At 60.3% G+C, this 18,234-nt stretch carries 12 protein-coding genes; 5 read left to right on the top strand and 7 right to left on the bottom strand.

Annotated features, from left to right (window positions below):
* Positions 1-232: 232 nt before the first annotated feature.
* Positions 233-646 (bottom strand): helix-turn-helix transcriptional regulator, encoded by a 414-nt coding sequence (locus tag FTW19_RS07190; RefSeq protein WP_246153625.1) that lies wholly within the window; start codon positions 644-646, stop codon positions 233-235.
* Positions 647-679: 33 nt separating this feature from the next.
* Here FTW19_RS07190 and FTW19_RS07185 point away from each other — a divergent pair, with 33 nt between their 5' ends.
* Genes FTW19_RS07185 through FTW19_RS07175 form a run of 3 tightly spaced genes read left to right on the top strand, consistent with a single transcriptional unit; the run spans position 680 to position 5,578 of the window.
* Positions 680-2,944, top strand: a complete 2,265-nt coding sequence (locus FTW19_RS07185; RefSeq protein WP_147646988.1) for a sensor histidine kinase — start codon at positions 680-682, stop codon at positions 2,942-2,944.
* 10 nt (positions 2,945-2,954) lie between these two features.
* On the top strand, positions 2,955-4,304 hold the full coding sequence (locus FTW19_RS07180) for a sigma-54-dependent transcriptional regulator (RefSeq protein WP_147646987.1): 1,350 nt from the start codon (positions 2,955-2,957) through the stop codon (positions 4,302-4,304).
* Positions 4,305-4,312: 8 nt separating this feature from the next.
* Positions 4,313-5,578 (top strand): FAD-binding protein, encoded by a 1,266-nt coding sequence (locus FTW19_RS07175; RefSeq protein ID WP_147646986.1) that lies wholly within the window; start codon positions 4,313-4,315, stop codon positions 5,576-5,578.
* A gap of 260 nt (positions 5,579-5,838) precedes the next feature.
* Here FTW19_RS07175 and era read toward each other — a convergent pair whose 3' ends face one another.
* The 5 genes from era to FTW19_RS07150 form a co-directional block, all read right to left on the bottom strand.
* Positions 5,839-6,849 carry a GTPase Era gene (gene era / locus FTW19_RS07170; RefSeq protein WP_147646985.1) on the bottom strand — a complete coding sequence of 337 codons (1,011 nt, stop codon included), beginning with the start codon at positions 6,847-6,849 and terminating at the stop codon, positions 5,839-5,841.
* A 2-nt stretch (positions 6,850-6,851) separates the two neighbouring features.
* Positions 6,852-8,183, bottom strand: a complete 1,332-nt coding sequence (locus FTW19_RS07165) for a hemolysin family protein (protein WP_147646984.1) — start codon at positions 8,181-8,183, stop codon at positions 6,852-6,854.
* Entirely contained in the window at positions 8,180-8,608 is a 429-nt protein-coding gene (ybeY, locus tag FTW19_RS07160) for an rRNA maturation RNase YbeY (protein WP_246153624.1), read from the bottom strand. Before ybeY ends, FTW19_RS07165 begins: the two co-directional genes overlap by 4 nt.
* An 85-nt stretch (positions 8,609-8,693) precedes the next feature.
* Complete coding sequence (locus FTW19_RS07155) at positions 8,694-9,731, bottom strand: PhoH family protein (RefSeq protein ID WP_147646982.1); 1,038 nt, start codon at positions 9,729-9,731, stop codon at positions 8,694-8,696.
* Between the two features lie 246 nt (positions 9,732-9,977).
* On the bottom strand, positions 9,978-13,391 hold the full coding sequence (locus FTW19_RS07150; protein WP_147646981.1) for a TonB-dependent receptor: 3,414 nt from the start codon (positions 13,389-13,391) through the stop codon (positions 9,978-9,980).
* Between the two features lie 127 nt (positions 13,392-13,518).
* Here FTW19_RS07150 and FTW19_RS07145 point away from each other — a divergent pair, with 127 nt between their 5' ends.
* Together FTW19_RS07145 and FTW19_RS07140 are read left to right on the top strand one after the other, a co-directional pair.
* The gene (locus tag FTW19_RS07145) at positions 13,519-14,181 is read left to right on the top strand and encodes an adenine nucleotide alpha hydrolase (protein WP_147646980.1); all 663 of its coding nucleotides are present in this window, start codon (positions 13,519-13,521) and stop codon (positions 14,179-14,181) included.
* 247 nt (positions 14,182-14,428) lie between these two features.
* Positions 14,429-14,815 carry a c-type cytochrome gene (locus FTW19_RS07140; protein ID WP_147646979.1) on the top strand — a complete coding sequence of 129 codons (387 nt, stop codon included), beginning with the start codon at positions 14,429-14,431 and terminating at the stop codon, positions 14,813-14,815.
* A gap of 131 nt (positions 14,816-14,946) precedes the next feature.
* Here the strand turns inward: FTW19_RS07140 and FTW19_RS07135 are convergent, their stop codons facing one another.
* Complete coding sequence (locus FTW19_RS07135; RefSeq protein ID WP_147646978.1) at positions 14,947-18,162, bottom strand: vitamin B12-dependent ribonucleotide reductase; 3,216 nt, start codon at positions 18,160-18,162, stop codon at positions 14,947-14,949.
* Positions 18,163-18,234 lie beyond the last annotated feature (72 nt).

Raw genomic sequence — 18,234 nt, 5'->3', positions numbered from 1 at the left:
AATCGTATAAATCGACTCGACACGCAGATTGGCGCGGATTGCATGGAGGGGAGTTGGCATCCATCTCAGCGCGACATCAAATATTCGAGCGGAGCTTAATCGGGTGGGAGCCGTGGGCTTTCAGCCCACGGTTTACAAACTCTAAGAGAGATGGGCTTTAGCCCTTTCTCTTTTAATTCCCTTTATCAGCGAGCTAAAAGCCCGCTGCTCCCACCGGAAACGCGGCACGCCCCTAGTCCAACCGCTCAATCATCACATCGGTCGACTTCACCAGGGCCGCCGCAGTCTGTCCCTTCTTCAGGCCGAGTTCGCGTGCCGCCTCGGCGGTGATAATGCTGTTGATCCGCTGCTCGCCGATCGCCAGAACCACCTGCGCCAGCAGACCCTCGATCCGGACGCTGACAACCTTCCCAACAATCTGGTTCCGTCCGGAGACCCGCCGATACCGCTCACGCGACTCCTCCTGGGGCCGTCTCCGGTCCTCAGCAAGGTATGGCTTCAGTGCCGGCTCCGGAATACGGTGATGCCCTCCGGGGGTCGTCACTGTCTTCAACTTGCCGCTTAGAATCCACTGTTTGATCGTCGGATAACTGATGCCGAGCATCCGAGCCGCTTCCCGTGCACTGAACATTGCCACCGTCGCCATACAGCATTCTGTACCATAATCTTCACGGACCGCATGAGCCCTGCCACGCCAACGCGTAAGGCCCTCACCATCGTTCTCGGGGTGTGCCTGCTGGTCCTGTTCCTCACCCTGGCGGCCCTTAACGCCTTCAAACTCGACTTCCTGGACCCATCTTCCACGCCGCAGATCTTTCTCTTTACGGCGCTGTCGACCATCGCCTTCCTTCTATTTGTGGTGGTCCTGATCCTGTTGACGCGCAATCTGCTGAAGCTCTATGCGGAGCACCGTTCGCGCCTTCTCGGCTCCCGGCTTCGGGCCCGCATGGTCTGGGGAGCCGTCATCCTGTCGCTGCTGCCCATCGCCTTCATGTTCGCCTTCAGCTACCTGTTGATGAATCGCGCGGTCGAGCGCTGGTTCTCACAGCCGGTGACGCAGCTCCGCGATGACTCCAACTCGCTCGCCGTGGAGCTCTCCCGCTATGCCGCTGCCAACGCACGTGCCGAGGCTCAGGCGATTGCCACCTCCCTCCCCAACAACAATAAGGATCTGCTCAGGAAGCTGCAGGAACACGAGATCACCCTGCAGGGCGGCTTCGCCGCGATCTACCGCAACAATACCCTGGTCGCAGCTGTCCATCTGCCGCAGGAGCAGAATGGCCATGTCGTCATCAAACAGCTTCTTCCGGAAGGAAGCGCTGCGGCGTCGGCCTCGATCGCGGAGCTGCTCCAGACGGCGCTCCGTTCTGACGACCCCCTCTATTCCGTAGGCAACCAGGACTTCGCTCTGGGTACGGCATGGGTCAAACCCAATGGGGACATCGTCGTCGTCGGCCTTCCTCTCCCGGCAGGCATGTCTGACACCGTCAGCCGCATCCGCACCGCTGCCGACACCTACTGGACGCTCTTCCGCACGCGACGCTCCATCCGCAACCAGTACATGCTGCTGCTGCTCATGATCACCGGCCTGGCGCTCTTCGCCTCGGTCTGGCTCGGTCTGCACCTCTCGCGGCAGGTTACCCGGCCGGTAGAAACCCTGGCCGATGCGATGGAAGACATTGCCGCAGGCAACTACGCCCGCCGCGTGGAGGCCAGCGCCACCGAAGAGCTGGGTGAACTGGTGCGATCGTTCAATCACATGGCGACCGACCTGCAGAGTTCCCGCACCCAGATCACCGAATCAACCCAGCAGCTCTCCCTCGCCAATGCCGCTCTGGAAGCCCGCCGTAAAGAGCTGGAGACGATGCTCGAGACCATTCCCAACGGCGTCGTCATGCTCGATATACACCAGCGCGCCGTGCTGGCGAACCGCGCCTTCAGCGAGATGCTTGATCCCGGCGGCCAGCGCGCCTTCACCGGTCTCGCCCTCTCCTCCGTCATCCCCGCTGAACATATGCCGGAGTTTGAGCGGCTCTTCCGGCGGTCGCATCGCATGGGCTCGGCATCGACTGAGATCGAGATGATGGGGCTGAACCTCTCTGTTACGGTCGCTCTACTGGAGTCCGCTGAGCGCAACCATCGCGGCTACGTCCTTGTTCTGGAGAATGCCACCGAACTGCTGCGCGCCCAGCGTCAATCTGCCTGGAAGGAAGTCGCCCGCCGCGTCGCGCACGAGATCAAAAATCCGCTTACGCCCATCTCGCTCTCGGCCGAGCAGATCCAGCGTCATGCCGGCCGCATTGAAACCCAGCTCCAGGAAGCGCACCTCGAGTCACCATCGCCTGCAGTGATTCGCCGCAGCTCTGGCACTATTCTCTCCGCCGTTGAGAGCCTGCGTACGCTCGTCGATCAGTTCTCCTCCCTCGCTGAGTTCCCGATGGCGCGCCCGCGCCCCGCGGACCTGAACACCATCGTCGAAAACTCGCTGGCACTCTTCGCCGGACGCACCCAGAACGTGCGCATCCGTCAAAACCTCTCCCGTGTTCTGCCTCTCGTACTGGCGGACCCGGAGGCCTTGAAGCGTGCCCTCTCCAACCTGATCGATAATGCTCTCGAAGCTATGCAGAACCAGCTTCTGCGCGAGCTGCGAATCTCTACATCACCTCTGTCTTCGGGCATGGTGGAGTTGGTCGTGGAAGACACCGGCACCGGCGTAACCGACGAGATGAGGGAACGGCTCTTCCTTCCCTACTTCTCCACCAAACAACGTGGCACCGGACTCGGTCTCGCCATCGCCGCTAAGATCGTACAAGAGCACCACGGCACCATCCGTGCTGAGAACGCCACACCGGTCGGCGCACGTTTCATCATCGAGCTGCCGTCTGCATCGGAATCAGACAACCAGCCCACACAACCTAACCAGCAACTCACAGCCAGCAACTGAGCCCTCCCCCATGAATCACATTCTCGTCATCGACGACGAAGCCTCTATCCGCACCTCACTCGAAAGCATCCTCAGCGATGAGCAATATCACGTCGCCAGCGCCGCTACCGGAGCCGAAGGCCTGGCGCTGTTGCAGGACGGCACGTGGGACGCCGTTCTGCTCGATATCTGGCTTCCGGATGCTGACGGCCTCGATCTTCTGGCGCAATTTCGTGCGCTGAATCTCTCCTCGCCGCCGGAGGTCATCATGATCTCCGGCCACGGCACCATCGAGTCCGCGGTGCGCGCTACCAAACTGGGCGCTTTCGACTTCCTCGAAAAGCCCCTCTCGCTCGACCGCACGCTGCTCGTGTTGCGTAATGCAATCCAGGCCCGCCAACTCCGGCTTGAGAACCAGGAGTTCAAGCGTCAGCTCGCCACCAGCGCCACACTTACCGGACAGTCCGTCCCATTGAAGGCGTTGCGTCAGCAGATCGCGTTGATGGCGCCGACCAACGGCCGTGTTCTCATCTATGGCGAGTCCGGCGCAGGTAAGGAACTGATCGCCCGCACCATGCATGGCGAATCACTGCGCAAGGAACATCCCTTCGTCGAGCTCAACTGCGCCGCCATCCCCGAGGACTTCATCGAGGCCGAGCTCTTCGGCCAACGAGGCGATGGAATGCAGAACAAACCAGGCACCTTTGAGCGCGCTCACCTGGGCACACTCTTCCTCGATGAGGTCGGCGACATGAGCCTCAAGACGCAGGCTAAGGTCTTGCGCGCTCTGGATGAGCAGCGCTTCACACCGGTAGGCGCCACCTCGCCCATCTCTGTAGATGTGCGCGTCATCGCCGCCACCAATAAAGACCTGCAGGAAGAGATCGCCCGCGGCAACTTTCGCGAGGATCTCTTCTATCGCCTGAACGTGATTCCTTTCTTCGTTCCGCCGTTGCGTGACCGCAAGGAAGACATTCCCCTGCTGGTGCGCGAGTTCCTGCTCGAGTTCGGCCGGCAGTACGGCCGCCCCCGCATGGAGATCGCCGACGACGCCGTCGCCACGCTGCAGCACTATCACTGGCCCGGCAACGTGCGCGAGCTGCGCAATGTTATCGAGCGTGTGCTGATCCTGAACCCGCGCGTTCAGCGCATCGAACGCAAGCATCTTCCCGTGCTGGTCTACCGCGAGCCCGGCAAACCGGGTCGAACGGAAGACTTCCCCACCCTGCTGCAGGCGCGTGAGGCCTACGAGCGCGATTACATCCTGAAAAAACTGGACGACGTCCACGGCAATGTAAGCCGCGCGGCCGAGCTCCTTGGCCTGGAACGCTCACACCTCTACCGCAAGATGAAGGCCCTCGCCATCAACATCAAGGAATAAGCAAGACCATGACGAATGCAGCACCCCGTACCAACTGGGCCGGAAACTACACCTATAACGCCGGCGATCTGCTGATCCCTGCCTCTATAGAGGAGGCACAGGAACTGGTGCGGCAGACGCAGCAACTACGCGCCCTGGGCACGCGGCACTGCTTTCACGGCATTGCCGACAGCGACGGCATACAGATTTCGCTGGAACATCTGAACGCCATCACGCTCGATGAAACCGCCCGCACCGTCACACTGGGCGCGGGTGTTCGGTACGGCGACCTGGCCGTCTGGCTGCATAGCCGCGGCTATGCCATTCATAACCTCGCCTCGCTGCCGCACATCTCGGTCGTGGGCGGGGTGATGACGGCGACGCATGGATCGGGATTGCGAAACCGTAATCTGGCTGCCGCAGTCGTTGGCCTGGAGATTCTGAACGCCAACGGTGACCTGGTCACACTGACACGCGATGCAAACCCGGACACCTTCCCTGGCGCCGTTGTCTGCCTCGGTGCACTCGGCATTGTCACTGCAATCACATTGCAGGTTGAACCGACCTTCGAGGTGGCGCAGACGGTCTACGAGAACCTCTCCTTCGACCACCTGAAAGACAACCTGCGCACCATCATGGACGCAGCCTACTCCGTCTCTCTCTTCACTACCTGGCAAGACCATCGGGCCACGCAGGTGTGGTTGAAGCAACGCGTAGATGACGGTGTTGCTGCGCCGGCAGAGTTTTATGGAGCGACACGAGCCACCACGAATCTGCATCCACTCGCTGGACACGATCCTGTGAACTGCACCCAGCAGCTTGGTGTCCCCGGTCCGTGGCACGAACGTCTGCCGCACTTCCGTATGGAGTTCACCCCCAGCTCCGGCGCAGAGATTCAGACCGAGCTCTTTGTTCCCATTGATATGGGTTACGACGCCATCCTCGCCGTCGAGACACTGAAGAACGAGATCACACCGCATCTGCACGTCACCGAGCTGCGCGCGATCGCTGCCGACGACCTGTGGATGAGCCCCAACTATCGCCGCGACTCGCTCGGCATTCACTTCACCTGGAAGGCCGAGCCGGAAGCCGTGGCACGCCTGGTTCCACAGATTGAAGCCGTGCTCTCACCCTTCGGAGCCATTCCGCACTGGGGAAAGTTCTTCACCATGGACCCGCGCGTCCTGCAGCGCCGGCTGCCAAACCTGACCCGCTTCAAGAACCTGATCTACCACTATGACCCGAAGGGCAAGTTTCTGAACGAGTTTTTGGAGAACACCATTTACGCCGGATAGCGAGAACCGGGTGCCCACATACGCGAAGCTTATGTGGGTTGTTCGAGCACAGCTCGAATCGTCTTTTTTGTGTTTGTCATTTCGTAGCGAAGCGGAGAAATCTGCTTCTCTACCGATGCCTTTTGGTAGCCAAGACTGATAACAAAGAAAAGCGGTCGAGCTTCGCTCGATACCCCACCCTTTCGCTTCGCGCGAAAGAATGGGGCAACGAATGTAGTACGCAGCTAGAACGAAGTTGACTCCCCGTCCTTAGAATTTCCCTACTTTTCGTTCGACTGTTTGATCGCTAAATCCTCAAGCTGCTTGCGCCAGTCGAGATCATCGATAAATCCACGCGACGACCTCCACTCCGACTGCACCTTCACAAACAACTCCAGAAAGACCTTGCCGCCCAACAGATACTCCATCTCCTTGCGCGCGGCAGTTCCGATCTGTTTCAGCATCGCTCCGCCTTTGCCGATCAGAATGGCCTTCTGTCCGTCACGTTCGCAGTAGATCGCCGCCGCGATACGTGTCGCCGCGCCCTTCTTTATCGGCTCTTCAAAGCGCTCCACCACAACTGCCGCCGCATAGGGCACTTCTTCGCCGGTATAGAGCAGCACCTTTTCGCGGATCAGTTCAGCCACCAGGAAACGTTCGGGCTGGTCCGTAATCTGGTTTTTGGGGAAGTAGCGCTCACCTAACGGCAATACGGCGATGATGGCCTCGATCAACCGCTCCAGGCCGTCCTTCTTCTTTGCCGAGATGGGAATAACGGCAGCGAACTCATGTTGTTTTTGCCAGTAGGCGATCTGCGGCAGCAATTGATCACGCTGCAGCTCATCAATCTTGTTCAGCGCCAGGATCACCGGGCAGTCCAGTTTCTTCACCAGGCCCAGCGTGAAGTTGTGCTCGTCCAGCGACAGCTTCGCCTTGCCGGTTACTGTTTCGCCCTCCTGTGGCAGGCGGTGGGTCACGTCTACCATGAAGATCACCGCATCGCGGCTCTCCAGGGCGTCATGCACCTCCTGCATCATGCGACGGTCAAGCTCCGTAGAGGGCTTGTGAATTCCCGGCGTATCCACCAGGATGATCTGCGCCGCCGGGTGGCCGGGATGGCGTGTCGTCTTCTTCTTGAGAGGAACCTCCAGCACCGCCTGAATGCGGTTGCGTGTGGTCTGTGGTTTGTGCGTCACAATGGCCAGCTTCTGGCCGAGCAGCGCGTTCACCAGCGTCGACTTGCCGGCATTGGGGCGGCCGACGATGGAAACGAATCCGGAACGAATAGGCATCGTTATTGATTATCCGCCGTCTCGGGCGAAGCAGCCATCTGGACCTTCACACGCTGCACCCGCCGGTCGGTCGAGGCCAGTATCTCCAGGCGCAGGCGCCCGGCCTCCACCACCTCTCCCGAGTGCGGAATATGACCGGCTAATTCGCTTACCAGGCCGCCGACCGTCGTCGCCTCCACCGCGGAAGGGAGCTCCAGATCGACCGGCAGCTCATCGTTCTGGCTCTCAAAGAGCTCCCGCAGGCGCGAGACCTCGAAACGTCCAGGAACCGACCATCCCTCTTGAGGATTGCCGACCGGCTCGTTGGTCTCTTCTTCGACATCGTGCTCGTCCTCGATGTCGCCGACAATCGCCTCCAGAAGATCTTCAATCGTGATGAGCCCGGCGACCGCGCCGTATTCGTCGACCACGATGCGCATGTGCTGCTTGGCCCGCTGCATCTCCTTCAGCAGCTCATTCACCTTCTTGGTCTCAGGAACAAATGCGACCGGCTTCTGAATACTCGCAACTGTCTGGCGGGCCGCCTCGGAGTCGGCTACGCCAAGCAGGTCGCGCGCAAACGCAATGCCGGTAATGATGTCGATGGATTCGCCATAGACCGGTACGCGCGAATACGCCTCTTTCGCCATCAGGTTCGTGAACTCGTCCAGCGTCATGGTTCCGGGAACGCAGAACATCTCCGGACGCGGTGTCATCACCGCCCGCGCAACCTTATCGCCGAACTCTACGACGCTGCGCACCAGCTCACGATCACTCTCCTCCAGGATGCCCTCTTCCTTGCCGGCATCCAGCAGCGCATCCACGCCCTCCGAGGAGTTCTCTTCCTCCTCCGGCTCCTCTGGCTCCGCCAGCGCAACAATGGAGATCAGCAGACTCAGCAGACCCGTGATGGGCAACAGAACCAGAAAGATCAATACCAGCGGCAGCCGCAGCCGTGCGATCCACAGTCCCTTCGTCCGGACAAAGAGCAGATATGGGATCAGGCGGTCGAAGAGGATGACGATGCTTACCAGCTCGACCGCCGTCATCGCAAAATCGGGGAGACGCGGGCCATGCCGCAGGATCGGCAGCAACGTCAGCGAGCTATAAAGTTTGGCGCCGAACAGTACAGCGATCCCCGTCAAAGTGATCTGCCGCAGAACCGAGGCCGAAAGCGCCAGCGTGTCCCGGCCGAGGATCATCTTCGGCTCCACCGCACGCGTCCAGGCATCGACGTTCTCCTGGAAGTCGCGCGAGAGGAACTTTCCCATCTCCGAGTACACACGGTCGATGTAGGAGGCGAGCGTCTGTACGATCAGCAACAGAAGCAGCGATGCCAGGATCCAATAGCTCATCGCCGGACACCCTCCACGCGCGCAATCAGACTGCTGGGCAGCCGTAACTTCGCCCGCAGGCGTATTTCTTCGGCAGCCATCTCGCCATTGTCGGTCTCATGGTCATAGCCTGCCAAATGCAGCAGACCGTGTAGCAAGAGCGTCTTTATCTCGTCCTCCAGGGTGAGGCCGAAGCGCTTTGCCTGCTTTGCGGCGGTGTCGAGCGAGACAGCCAGGTCGCCTACGATTCCCTCGGCAAAATCGCCTGCGGGAAATGACAGCACATCCGTCGCCTTGTTCTTACCGCGGAAGTCGCGGTTCAGCCGCTTTACCGTCTTATCGTCGGTAAGTAGCACATCCACCTGGCCTTCCAGGCATACGGCGCGGCGTGCGCGCAGCAGGTAACGCGACAGGCGGGTCCGATTGATCTCCGCGGCAGCAGGCATCTCTTGTGGTTCGATGCGAATCATGCAGAAACAGGAAAGAGGGCGTAACGCCCTCTTTCCATGATGTTACCCGATTCGCTGCCGTCTACTGCGGCTTTGCGACTCGTTTGACTGGAGCTGCCGTCGACATCGGCTCACCCAGCGGAGATTCCAGTCCCAGCGGAAGCTCCTGCTGCTCCCGGCTGTAGCTGTCATAGGCACGCACGATACGCTGCACCAGGTGGTGGCGTACGACGTCCGCGTCTTCAAAGTGAATAAAGCCGATGCCTTCCACACCATCCAGCACCCGCAGTGCCTCGAGCAGGCCGCTCTTCTTGGGATTCGGTAGATCGATCTGCGACAGGTCGCCGGTGATAATCGCCTTGGAATTGGAGCCAAGACGGGTTAGAAACATCTTCATCTGCTCATTGGTGGTGTTCTGCGCCTCATCCATGATGATGAAGGCGTCATTCAGCGTACGGCCGCGCATAAAGGCAAGCGGCGCGATCTCAATGACATTGGTCTCCAGCATCTTGTCCACGCGCGGCGGATCCAGCAGATCGTACAGAGCGTCATACAGCGGACGCATGTACGGGTCTACTTTCTCCTGCAGCGACCCGGGCAGGAAGCCCAGGCGCTCGCCGGCTTCAACCGCCGGACGCACCAGGATGATACGGCTGATCCTCTTCGCCATCAGCGCGGAGACGGCCATAGCCACGGCAAGATAGGTCTTGCCGGTACCGGCCGGTCCAATGCCGAACGACATGTCGTTCTGTTCGATGGTTTCAATGTACTTCCGCTGATTGGGCGAGCGCGGCTGCACCATACGCTTTACACCGGTGGAGCGCTGCCGTCCGCTTTCGACCAGTCCGCGTAGGGTTATGCGTGGGTCTGAGACAACCAGCTTCAACATGCCATGCAACTCGCCGTTCTGCAGGACGATGCCCTGGTTGCAAAGCTGGTCGTAGTCCGTGAAGATCTTCTCGATCCGTTCAATACTCTCCGGATCGCCCGTCACCATTACCGCATCCGATCGCAGGTCAATGGCAACACGCAGGGCCTTTTCCATCAGGTGAAGGTTTTCGTCGCGGGTCCCGAACAGGGGCTCGATGTTGGGCGTAATTTCCAGCGCTTTTTTCATCAAGCAGTTTGCTGACCTCCGTCAGCAGATACGGCGGTGAAGGTTGACTGACTCTGGGAATTAGATGCCGCATCCAGCCGCCGCGCTGCGCTTAGCGCTAACGGGAGCCGGACCGGGTTGGCGAGAGCTGCCAATGAAGTTGCGCAAAGAGTAACCCCCGTAAAAACAGGAGTCAAGCGAAAAAACCGGCAAAAAAAATGCGGCGTGCCCTGATTGGGGCACGCCGCGGGGAGTTGTGTTTTCGTCAGGTTAGAAGTTGATACGGCCCGAAAGCTGGAGCTGGCGGTTCGCGCCCTGACCCACTTGGTTGCCGACCGTGTTGGTAAACGTGCCGAAGTTCGTACCGGCCGTTCCGGCCGAGAACGCCTGTCCAGGCTGTACACCTGGAGCAATCGTCGGCGTCGTCGGCGAAGCAGTGTTGCCGCCGGTCCCAATGCCCTGCACCAGGCGAATGGCGCCGGGAACAGCGTAGTTCGGGTGGTTGAGGATGTTGAAGCCCTCCGCCTTGAAGTCAAACTTTACGCGCTCAGTGATCGTGAAGGTCTTCTCCAGGGTCATATCCAGCTGGGCCAGCGAGGCTCCGTTCAGAGCATTGCGGCGCAGGGTGCCGAAGGTTCCGGGGGCCGGAATGGTGAAGGCCGCCGGATTCAGCAACTGCTTGCCGACGTTGATATACGGATTGACGCCAGGCACCAGGTTCACACGACGGATGTTACGGGTATTACCGCCGCCCGGAACGTTGACCACAGCCGTGGTGCAGACGCCCGCATTCACATTCGTGGTGCCGCTGGAGTAAGCCGGGCACGAGGAGGAGAGCACCGGCGAGGAGTAGACCTTGCCGGCATAGGTGCCGGAGGTCGGCGTACCGACGTAGGCGATGTCAGGACGGGTGATCAGCACATCCACCGGGAGGCCCGAGCGGAAGTTCACGATACCGCCAGCCTGCCAGCCACCGAGCAGCGCATTGCCGATGCCGCCGAAGTCCATCGACTTGCCATGACCGATCGGCAGATCATACAGAACCGTCGCATTCAGGCTGTGGCGGATATCGAAGTTGCCACGGCCATACTCCGTGTTGAAGTCGTAAGGATTCTGCGCCGTGCTGGCTTCGTTCGATCCGCTGGTGGTGCCCAGTTCCTTCGCCCAGGTGTACTGCGCACCCAGCGACAGGCCCTGGCGGAAGCGGCGCTGCAGCGTCGACTGCAGGGAGTGGTAATGGTTCGTACCACCCGAGGTCTTGTAGTCGATTTCGCCGTAGCGGCTGCCGAACTCGCGGATAGCGGTGCCGGCGCCAGTCGAAGCGTTGGTGGTCACACCACTGATGCGGTTGGTGATCGAACGGAGGAACAGGTTACGGCCCTGCGATCCGACATAGCCAATCATCATCTGCATCTGTCCCGGAAGCTGCTGCTGGATAGAGAAGGTGTAGGTCGCCACACGCTCCGGCAGGTGATAGTAGGGGGCATAGGCACGCGGCTGGAAGCCCGACAGATTGTTGGCGTCGAAGCTCGACAGCAGCGCCGACGTGTTCACCGGATAGGGCTGTGCACCGTTGGAGAAGCTGCGGCCTACGCGGTCGTTTGCTTCCGGCTGCACCTGGTCTTCCGTCTGGCCGGGGCCGAAGAAGATGCCGGCGCCGACGCGGACCACGGTGTTGTTATGCAGACCGGCAGGAGCCCAGGTCAGGCCCACACGCGGTCCGATGTTCTTCGTCGAGCTGCCAAACCAGCTCTTGTTGTACTTGGGGAATGCCGCGACGCGGCCGCTGGAGTACAGCGTAGCCGTCGACATGTCGAAGAAGACGTACTTGTCGTTGACTTCGTGCAGCGGCTGGAAGTACTCGTAACGCACACCATAGGCCAGGGTCAGCGTAGGACGGAGCTTCCACTCATCCTGACCGTAACCGATGTAGTAGTTCTGACGCATCTGCGCATTACCCGAGAGGCCGCTGAACGGGCTCAGAGCGCTGAGGTCACCATTGAATGCAGTCGTGTCCGGAACATTGTTCACGAAGTTGCTGACACTGTTGAAGGTGTACTGCGTGCCGCCGAGCTGGTCGTTGTAGATCTTGATGATGCGCGACTCAAAGCCAAACTTCAGGTTGTGGTTGCCCTTGATGATCGAGAAGTTGTCGATCGGCGAGATGCTCCACGCGGTATAGGGCGCGCCACGACCGGTAAAGCTGGAAGAGGTCGTAACCAGACCACCCGGCTTGACGGCATTGGCGATGCTGAACAGGCTGGCGCTCAGGTCCGCATTGGGGCTCGGTCCGCTGACGCCGTTGACGCGCGTCTTGGCATAGTTGAAGCCAACCTTGGTCTCGTTGAACATCGAAGCCGAAAGCACCTGGTTCAGCGCGATTACGCCGTTCTGCGGAACATACTTGTTCTGCGTCAGGCCCAGCGCCGGATCCTGCGTCTGGTTCGCCGTACCCTGGTCGCGATTAAAACGAACGTAGGACGAATACTTCTCATTGAAGTGGTAGTCAAAACGAACGGCCGCAAAGTTCTCCGTCAGCGAGAAAGGCACTGAGCGGCTGACCGAGACCAGCTCGCGTCCGGTGGCTCCATTGACGGTACCGTCGCTGAAAGTTGCGCCTGGCTGCTCGATCGCGATCGGATTCCGATCCAAAGGATAGGCGCCCACAACATTACGGATGGGTGAGTTGGCGGGAATGCGGGAGATGGTGTAGTTCGAGATCGTGTTGCCGGTCGAGGCGACATTCCAATACTGACGCAGACCTTCATACACACCGAAGAAGAAGAGCTTGTCCTTGATGAGCGGACCGCCCACCGAACCGCCGAACTGATTCAGACGGAACTTTGGCGAGTTGTTGGCGACATTCTTGGCGTTGAAGGTGTTACGGGCATCGAAGAAGTCGTTACGCAGATACTCGAAGACCGATCCGTGGAATGCGTTCGAACCCGACTTGGTCACGAAACTGATCTGCCCACCGGTTCCGGTACCCATCTCGGCGGGGTAGCTATTGGAGTCGACACGGAACTCCTGGATGGCTTCCAGCGACTGCTGCAGACGGAAGATCGAGTTGGCTTCACCGTTCAAGTTTCCGGGAGCGGCGTCGATAATGGCAGTAGCTTCCACGCCATCCAGGCGAAGGATGTTCTGCTCTACGGCGCGGCCGGAGAAGCGGATCTCACCGAAGTTGCCTGAGCCGACGTTGGTCGCGCCCGGAGCCAGAAGGTAAAGCTGCGAAACCTGGCGTCCATTGATCGGCAGGTCTTCGATCTCGCGGCTGGCGATATTGGCGCCGATACGTGCTGAAGAAGTATCCAGAGCGACGAGCTGGCCGGCATCGACCAGCACCGAGGTTGCGCTGCCGGCTACCGGCAGGCTGATGTCCTTCACCAGCTCCTGGCCGACGGCAAGGACCACGCCCTTGGATTCGGCGTCAGAGAAGCCGCTCGCCGTGACCTTCACCTCATACTCAGAGGGCACGAGCGACGGAATGATATAGAGACCCGATTCATTGGTCGTCACCGTACGGCTCTCGCCGGTACGGATGTTCTTCACGACTACGGTTGCGTTAGGAATCACAGCGCCGCTCTGGTCGGTTACGGTACCTACCAGACGGGCGGTCGTCATCTGGCCAAATGACGGAATGCAGAAGATGGCAAGCAGAAGGGCAAGCCTGATGAGTTTCATATATCTTCGAGCTTCGCCAGCCCCCGTTACGACCCGTTAACGAAATCGTGAATGTTCCGTTAACAAGGCCGAAATCATTGGAAATTCCGCGCCTTTTGCACCAGATTGTGTAACCTGAAAAACAGTCATGTCCGTCAAGTGCATCCTCAGTTGGAGCGGCGGAAAAGACTCTGCCTGGGCCTTAAAACTGCTGCGCGAGCAGGGTGAGTGGCAGGTCGGAGCCCTTCTTACGTCGGTCAACGAACATTTCCGCCGCATCGCCATTCATGGCGTCCGCGAGGACCTGCTCGACCGCCAGGCTGAGGCCGCCGGACTCCCACTCTGGAAGGTTCCCCTTCCCTGGCCATGCCCGAACGACGAGTACGAGCGCCGCATGGCGGCAGTCTGCGAACGCGCTGTCTCTGAGGGCTTTACTGCCGTGGCCTTTGGCGACCTCTTTCTGGAAGAGATCCGCGCCTACCGTGAACGCATGCTTGCTGGTACCGGCCTGCAGCCGCTCTTTCCGGTCTGGGGCATCCCTACCGACCAGCTTGCCGAAGAGATGCTCTCTGCCGGCGTCAAAGCCCGCCTCACCTGCCTGGACCCACGGAAACTCCCGGCAGAGCTCGCCGGCCGCAGCTGGGACCGCGACCTCATCTCCTCACTCCCGGCAGGCGTAGACCCCTGCGGGGAAAACGGCGAGTTCCACACCTTCGTCACCGCCGGCCCCATGCTGCATAAAGAAATCCTGGTCGAACCCGGCGAACGAGTCGAACGCGACGGCTTCGTCTACGCCGAGCTTCTGGGCTAGTCAGCCGCAATTTTGTTTGTCATTTCGTAGCGACCGAAGGGAGCGGAGAAATCTGCTTCTCTCCCCATAAGGTTGTGAAAAGCAGATCCCTGCGGGATGACAAACAAAAGTGACCTCGGCCCGTCGAGCACCCTTATAGCCCTAAAGTCTATCCCCGGAGTTACCTTCCCCTACACCACCCCAAAATTCTTCTTCCCTCCAAACCACCACCCGGCGTACGATTCAGCCTCCTAATTAGGAGGCTCGAATGCTGAAGCCTTTCTTTGCTCTACCTGCCTTGGTGGTTCTGGCGTTTCCACCACAGCAACCCGTCCCCGCAACTCCGGCGCCCGCAACCGGGAATATGGCCAACCCCGTCAAGCCCACAGCCGAGTCTCAAGCCAAAGCGAAAAAGATGTACGGCTACGACTGCGCGATGTGCCACGGCCCGACCGGAGACGGCAAAGGCGACATCGCTATGAAACCGGCGCCGAAAGACCTTACCGATCCGTCGTCACTCAAAGACATGTCCGATGCCGACCTCTTCGCCATCATCAAAACGGGCAAAGGCCAGATGCCCGGCGACGGTGACCGACTAAAGGACGACGACCTATGGAACATGGTGATCTACGTACGGTCGCTGGCGAAGAAGTGAAATAGAACCGCCCCACTCTCCTTCGTTCGTACAAAGCACGGACGGCTTTTATCACTCCAAAGCAAAGCCCCGCCTGACGACGGGGCTTTCTAGTTTTGCGCGAAGCGCGTTTTGCCTGGACGGCCAGTCCCCTAGCTGCAGCCGCTCGTAGAACCGCAGCTCATGCAGCGGTAGCAGCTACCATTCCGCACCATAATGGCGCCGCAGGTGGAGCACGACGGAGCATCGCCCATGTCGTACATGCTCTTCATCGCATCGGCCGCGTGAACGGTCTTCGCTATGCCGCGGTCTTCCACACCGTAGCTTGCCACCGGAGCCGCGCCCATCGCCGTCGGATCGGGTGCAATGCCCTCAATCGGAGGCGTGGTGCGCGGACCGTAGACCTCAGCCGACAGGCTCGGTACTACCGTGGCCTGCTCGCCCTCGATCGCTCCCGTCACCGGCACGGCCTTCGCCGGAGCCAGGCCCTGGAAGAGGTCAAGCTGCTGGCCGCTGAGGAAGCGGAGCTGCATCCAGCGGAAGAGGTAGTCCATGATCGACTTCGCGTAGCCGATCTGCTCGTTGCCCGTCCAGCCTGAGGGCTCGAAGCGGGTGTGAGCGAATTTCTCGCTCAGTACCTTCAGCGGCACACCGTGCTGCAGTGACAGCGAGACCGCTGTCGCGAAGGAGTCCATCAGGCCGGAAACCGTCGAGCCTTCCTTCGCCATGCGGATGAAGATCTCGCCCGGAGCTCCATTGGGATACAGACCGACCGTGATGTAGCCCTCGTGGCCGGCGATGGAGAACTTATGGGTCACCGAGGCCCGCTCGGCGGGCAGACGGTGCCGTACCGCGCGCGGCGGAGCCGTGGCATCGCTTGCGTCAGTGTTCTGGTTCGACTGCGCGATGAGGTGCGCCATCTGCGCTTCCAGCGTAGCGATGCGGGCTTCCTTCGCCGCAACGACGGCCGGATCGACAGCCGGCTCAGCCGTGGCGTTGATGGCGGCCGTCGCCTTGTCGGCGATGCCTTCCTTCTTCGCCTTGCCGTCGGAGGCAGAGACGTTCAGCGGCTGCGATCCCTTCGATCCGTCGCGATAGATGGCCACGGCCTTCAGGCCCTGACGCCAGCTCTCGATGTAAGCCTCGGCGATATCGTCCACCGTCGCATCGTGCGGCAGGTTCACCGTCTTCGAGATTGCCCCTGAAAGGAAGGGCTGCGTCGCCGACATCATCTTGATGTGGCCCATGTAGTGGATGGAACGCGTGCCCTTAGCCGGCTTGAACGAGCAGTCAAACACCGCCAGATGCTCCGGCTTGATGCCGGGCGCGCCTTCGATGGTGCCGGTGGAATCGATGTAGCTGACGATCGAGTTCACCTGGTCGTTGTCGTAGCCGAGCTTGAACAGAGCCGACGGAACCGTGTTGTTCACGATCTTGATCATGCCGCCGCCGACCAGCTTCTTGTACTTCACCAGAGCCAGGTCGGGCTCAATGCCGGTGGTGTCGCAGTCCATCATGAAGCCAATGGTTCCGGTCGGGGCAAGCACCGTCACCTGGGAGTTGCGGTAGCCGAACTTCTCACCGTGGGCCAGAGCGCCATCCCACGAGTCCTTGCTCGCCTCAATCAGCTCATCGAGCTGCGGAGCAACGAAGCCCTCTTCCGAGGTCTTCGACGTACCGATCTCATTCACGCTGGCGCGGTGCAGACGGATCACATCCAGGAACGGTTCGCGATTGACGTAGTAGCCCGGGCAGGCGCCGCCCTCACGGGTGGCGGACTGCGTCAGCGGAGTCGCGGCAGCCAGAGGCTGGCACAGCTCAGCCACACGGGACGACTGCCAGTAGGCATCGCCGCACATGATGGCGGTAAGCGTCGCGGCAAAGTCGCGGCCGGCGTCGGAGTCATACGGCAGGCCGAAGGCCATCAGCAGAGCACCCAGGTTGGCATAGCCCAGACCCAGCGGACGGTAGTCGTGCGAGTTCTTCGCGATCGCCTCAGTCGGATAACCGGAGTTGTCAACCAGGATCTCCATCGCCGTGATCACCGTGCGGATAGCCGCGCGGTAGGCCTGAATATCAAACTGCCCGCCCGGCGTGAGGAACTTCAACAGGTTGAAGCTGGCCAGGTTGCAGGCCGAGTCATCCAGGAACATGTACTCCGAGCAGGGGTTCGACGCATTGATGCGCGCCGTGTTCTTGCTGGTGTGCCACCGGTTGATGGTGGTGTCGTACTGCATGCCCGGATCGCCGCACTGCCAGGTCGCCTCGGCAATCTTGGTCATGATGTCGCGGGCACGGTACTCCTTGACCGGCTTGCGGTCCTTCACGGTCAGCGTGGTGAACTGGGCATCGCGCTCCACCGCGTGCATGAACTCATCGGTTACACGCACCGAATTGTTCGCGTTCTGGAAGAAGATCGAGGAGTAAGCCTCGGAGTCTGGACCCGAGCCGTCATAGCCGGCCTGCACCAGCGTCCAGGCCTTGGCCTCTTCCTTCTGCTTGCACTCGATGAAGTCGATGATGTCCGGGTGCTCCACGTTCAGGATCACCATCTTGGCCGCGCGCCGGGTCTTGCCGCCGGACTTGATGACGCCGGCAAAGGCGTCAAAACCACGCATGAAGCTCAGCGGGCCGGAGGCGGTGCCGCCGCCTGAAAGGGTCTCCATAGAACCACGGATGGCCGACAGATTCGATCCCGTGCCCGATCCCCACTTGAAGAGCATGCCTTCGGTTTTGGCCAGCGTCAGGATGGAGTCCAGCGAATCATTCACGGCGTTGATAAAGCAGGCCGAGCACTGCGGCTTGCGGTAGCCGGTCACGGAAAACTCAATGGCGCAGGTGTGCGCATTCCAGTGCCAGTTCTGCGCGTCGGAGTTCGGCTCCAGCCGATCGCAGCCGACGTTGAACCACACCGGCGAATTGAAGGCGGCTTTCTGCTGAATCAGCAGGTGCGCCAGGTCGTCATGGAAGACAGCCGCGTCTTCATCGGTGGCAAAGTAGCCGTCTTTCTTTCCCCAGTCACGGATCGTCTCCGCTACGCGGCTTACCAGTTGACGCACGCCGGTCTCACGCTCCGGAGTTCCGAGCTGGCCGTGCAGATACTTGCTGGCAACGATGTTGGTCGCCGTCATCGACCAGTCCGAAGGAACCTCGACGTCCTTCTGCTCGAAGATCGTCTTGCCCTTGAAGTCCTGGATCACGGCATCGCGCTTCTCCCAGACAACTTCGTCGTAGGGGCTGACGCCGGGCCTGGAGAAATAGCGCTGCCAGGTCAGCCCGGGGGCAGACTTGGTGGAAGATTTGGTTGCAACGGGAGCCGAGGCGGCGACAGAGTCAGCGACAGCAGCGGCCTTACGATTTTCAGCCATAGGGGAACTCCTAGGAGACGTTTTAGATGTACTTGTACAGATCTTCGGACTTACGCGCTTCCGTTATTTCTT

It is taken from the genome of Terriglobus albidus, from assembly GCF_008000815.1.
Taxonomy (GTDB): Bacteria; Acidobacteriota; Terriglobia; order Terriglobales; family Acidobacteriaceae; genus Terriglobus; species Terriglobus albidus_A.
Note: the sequence above shows the minus strand (reverse complement) of the source record. Positions and strands in the feature narration are given on the sequence as shown.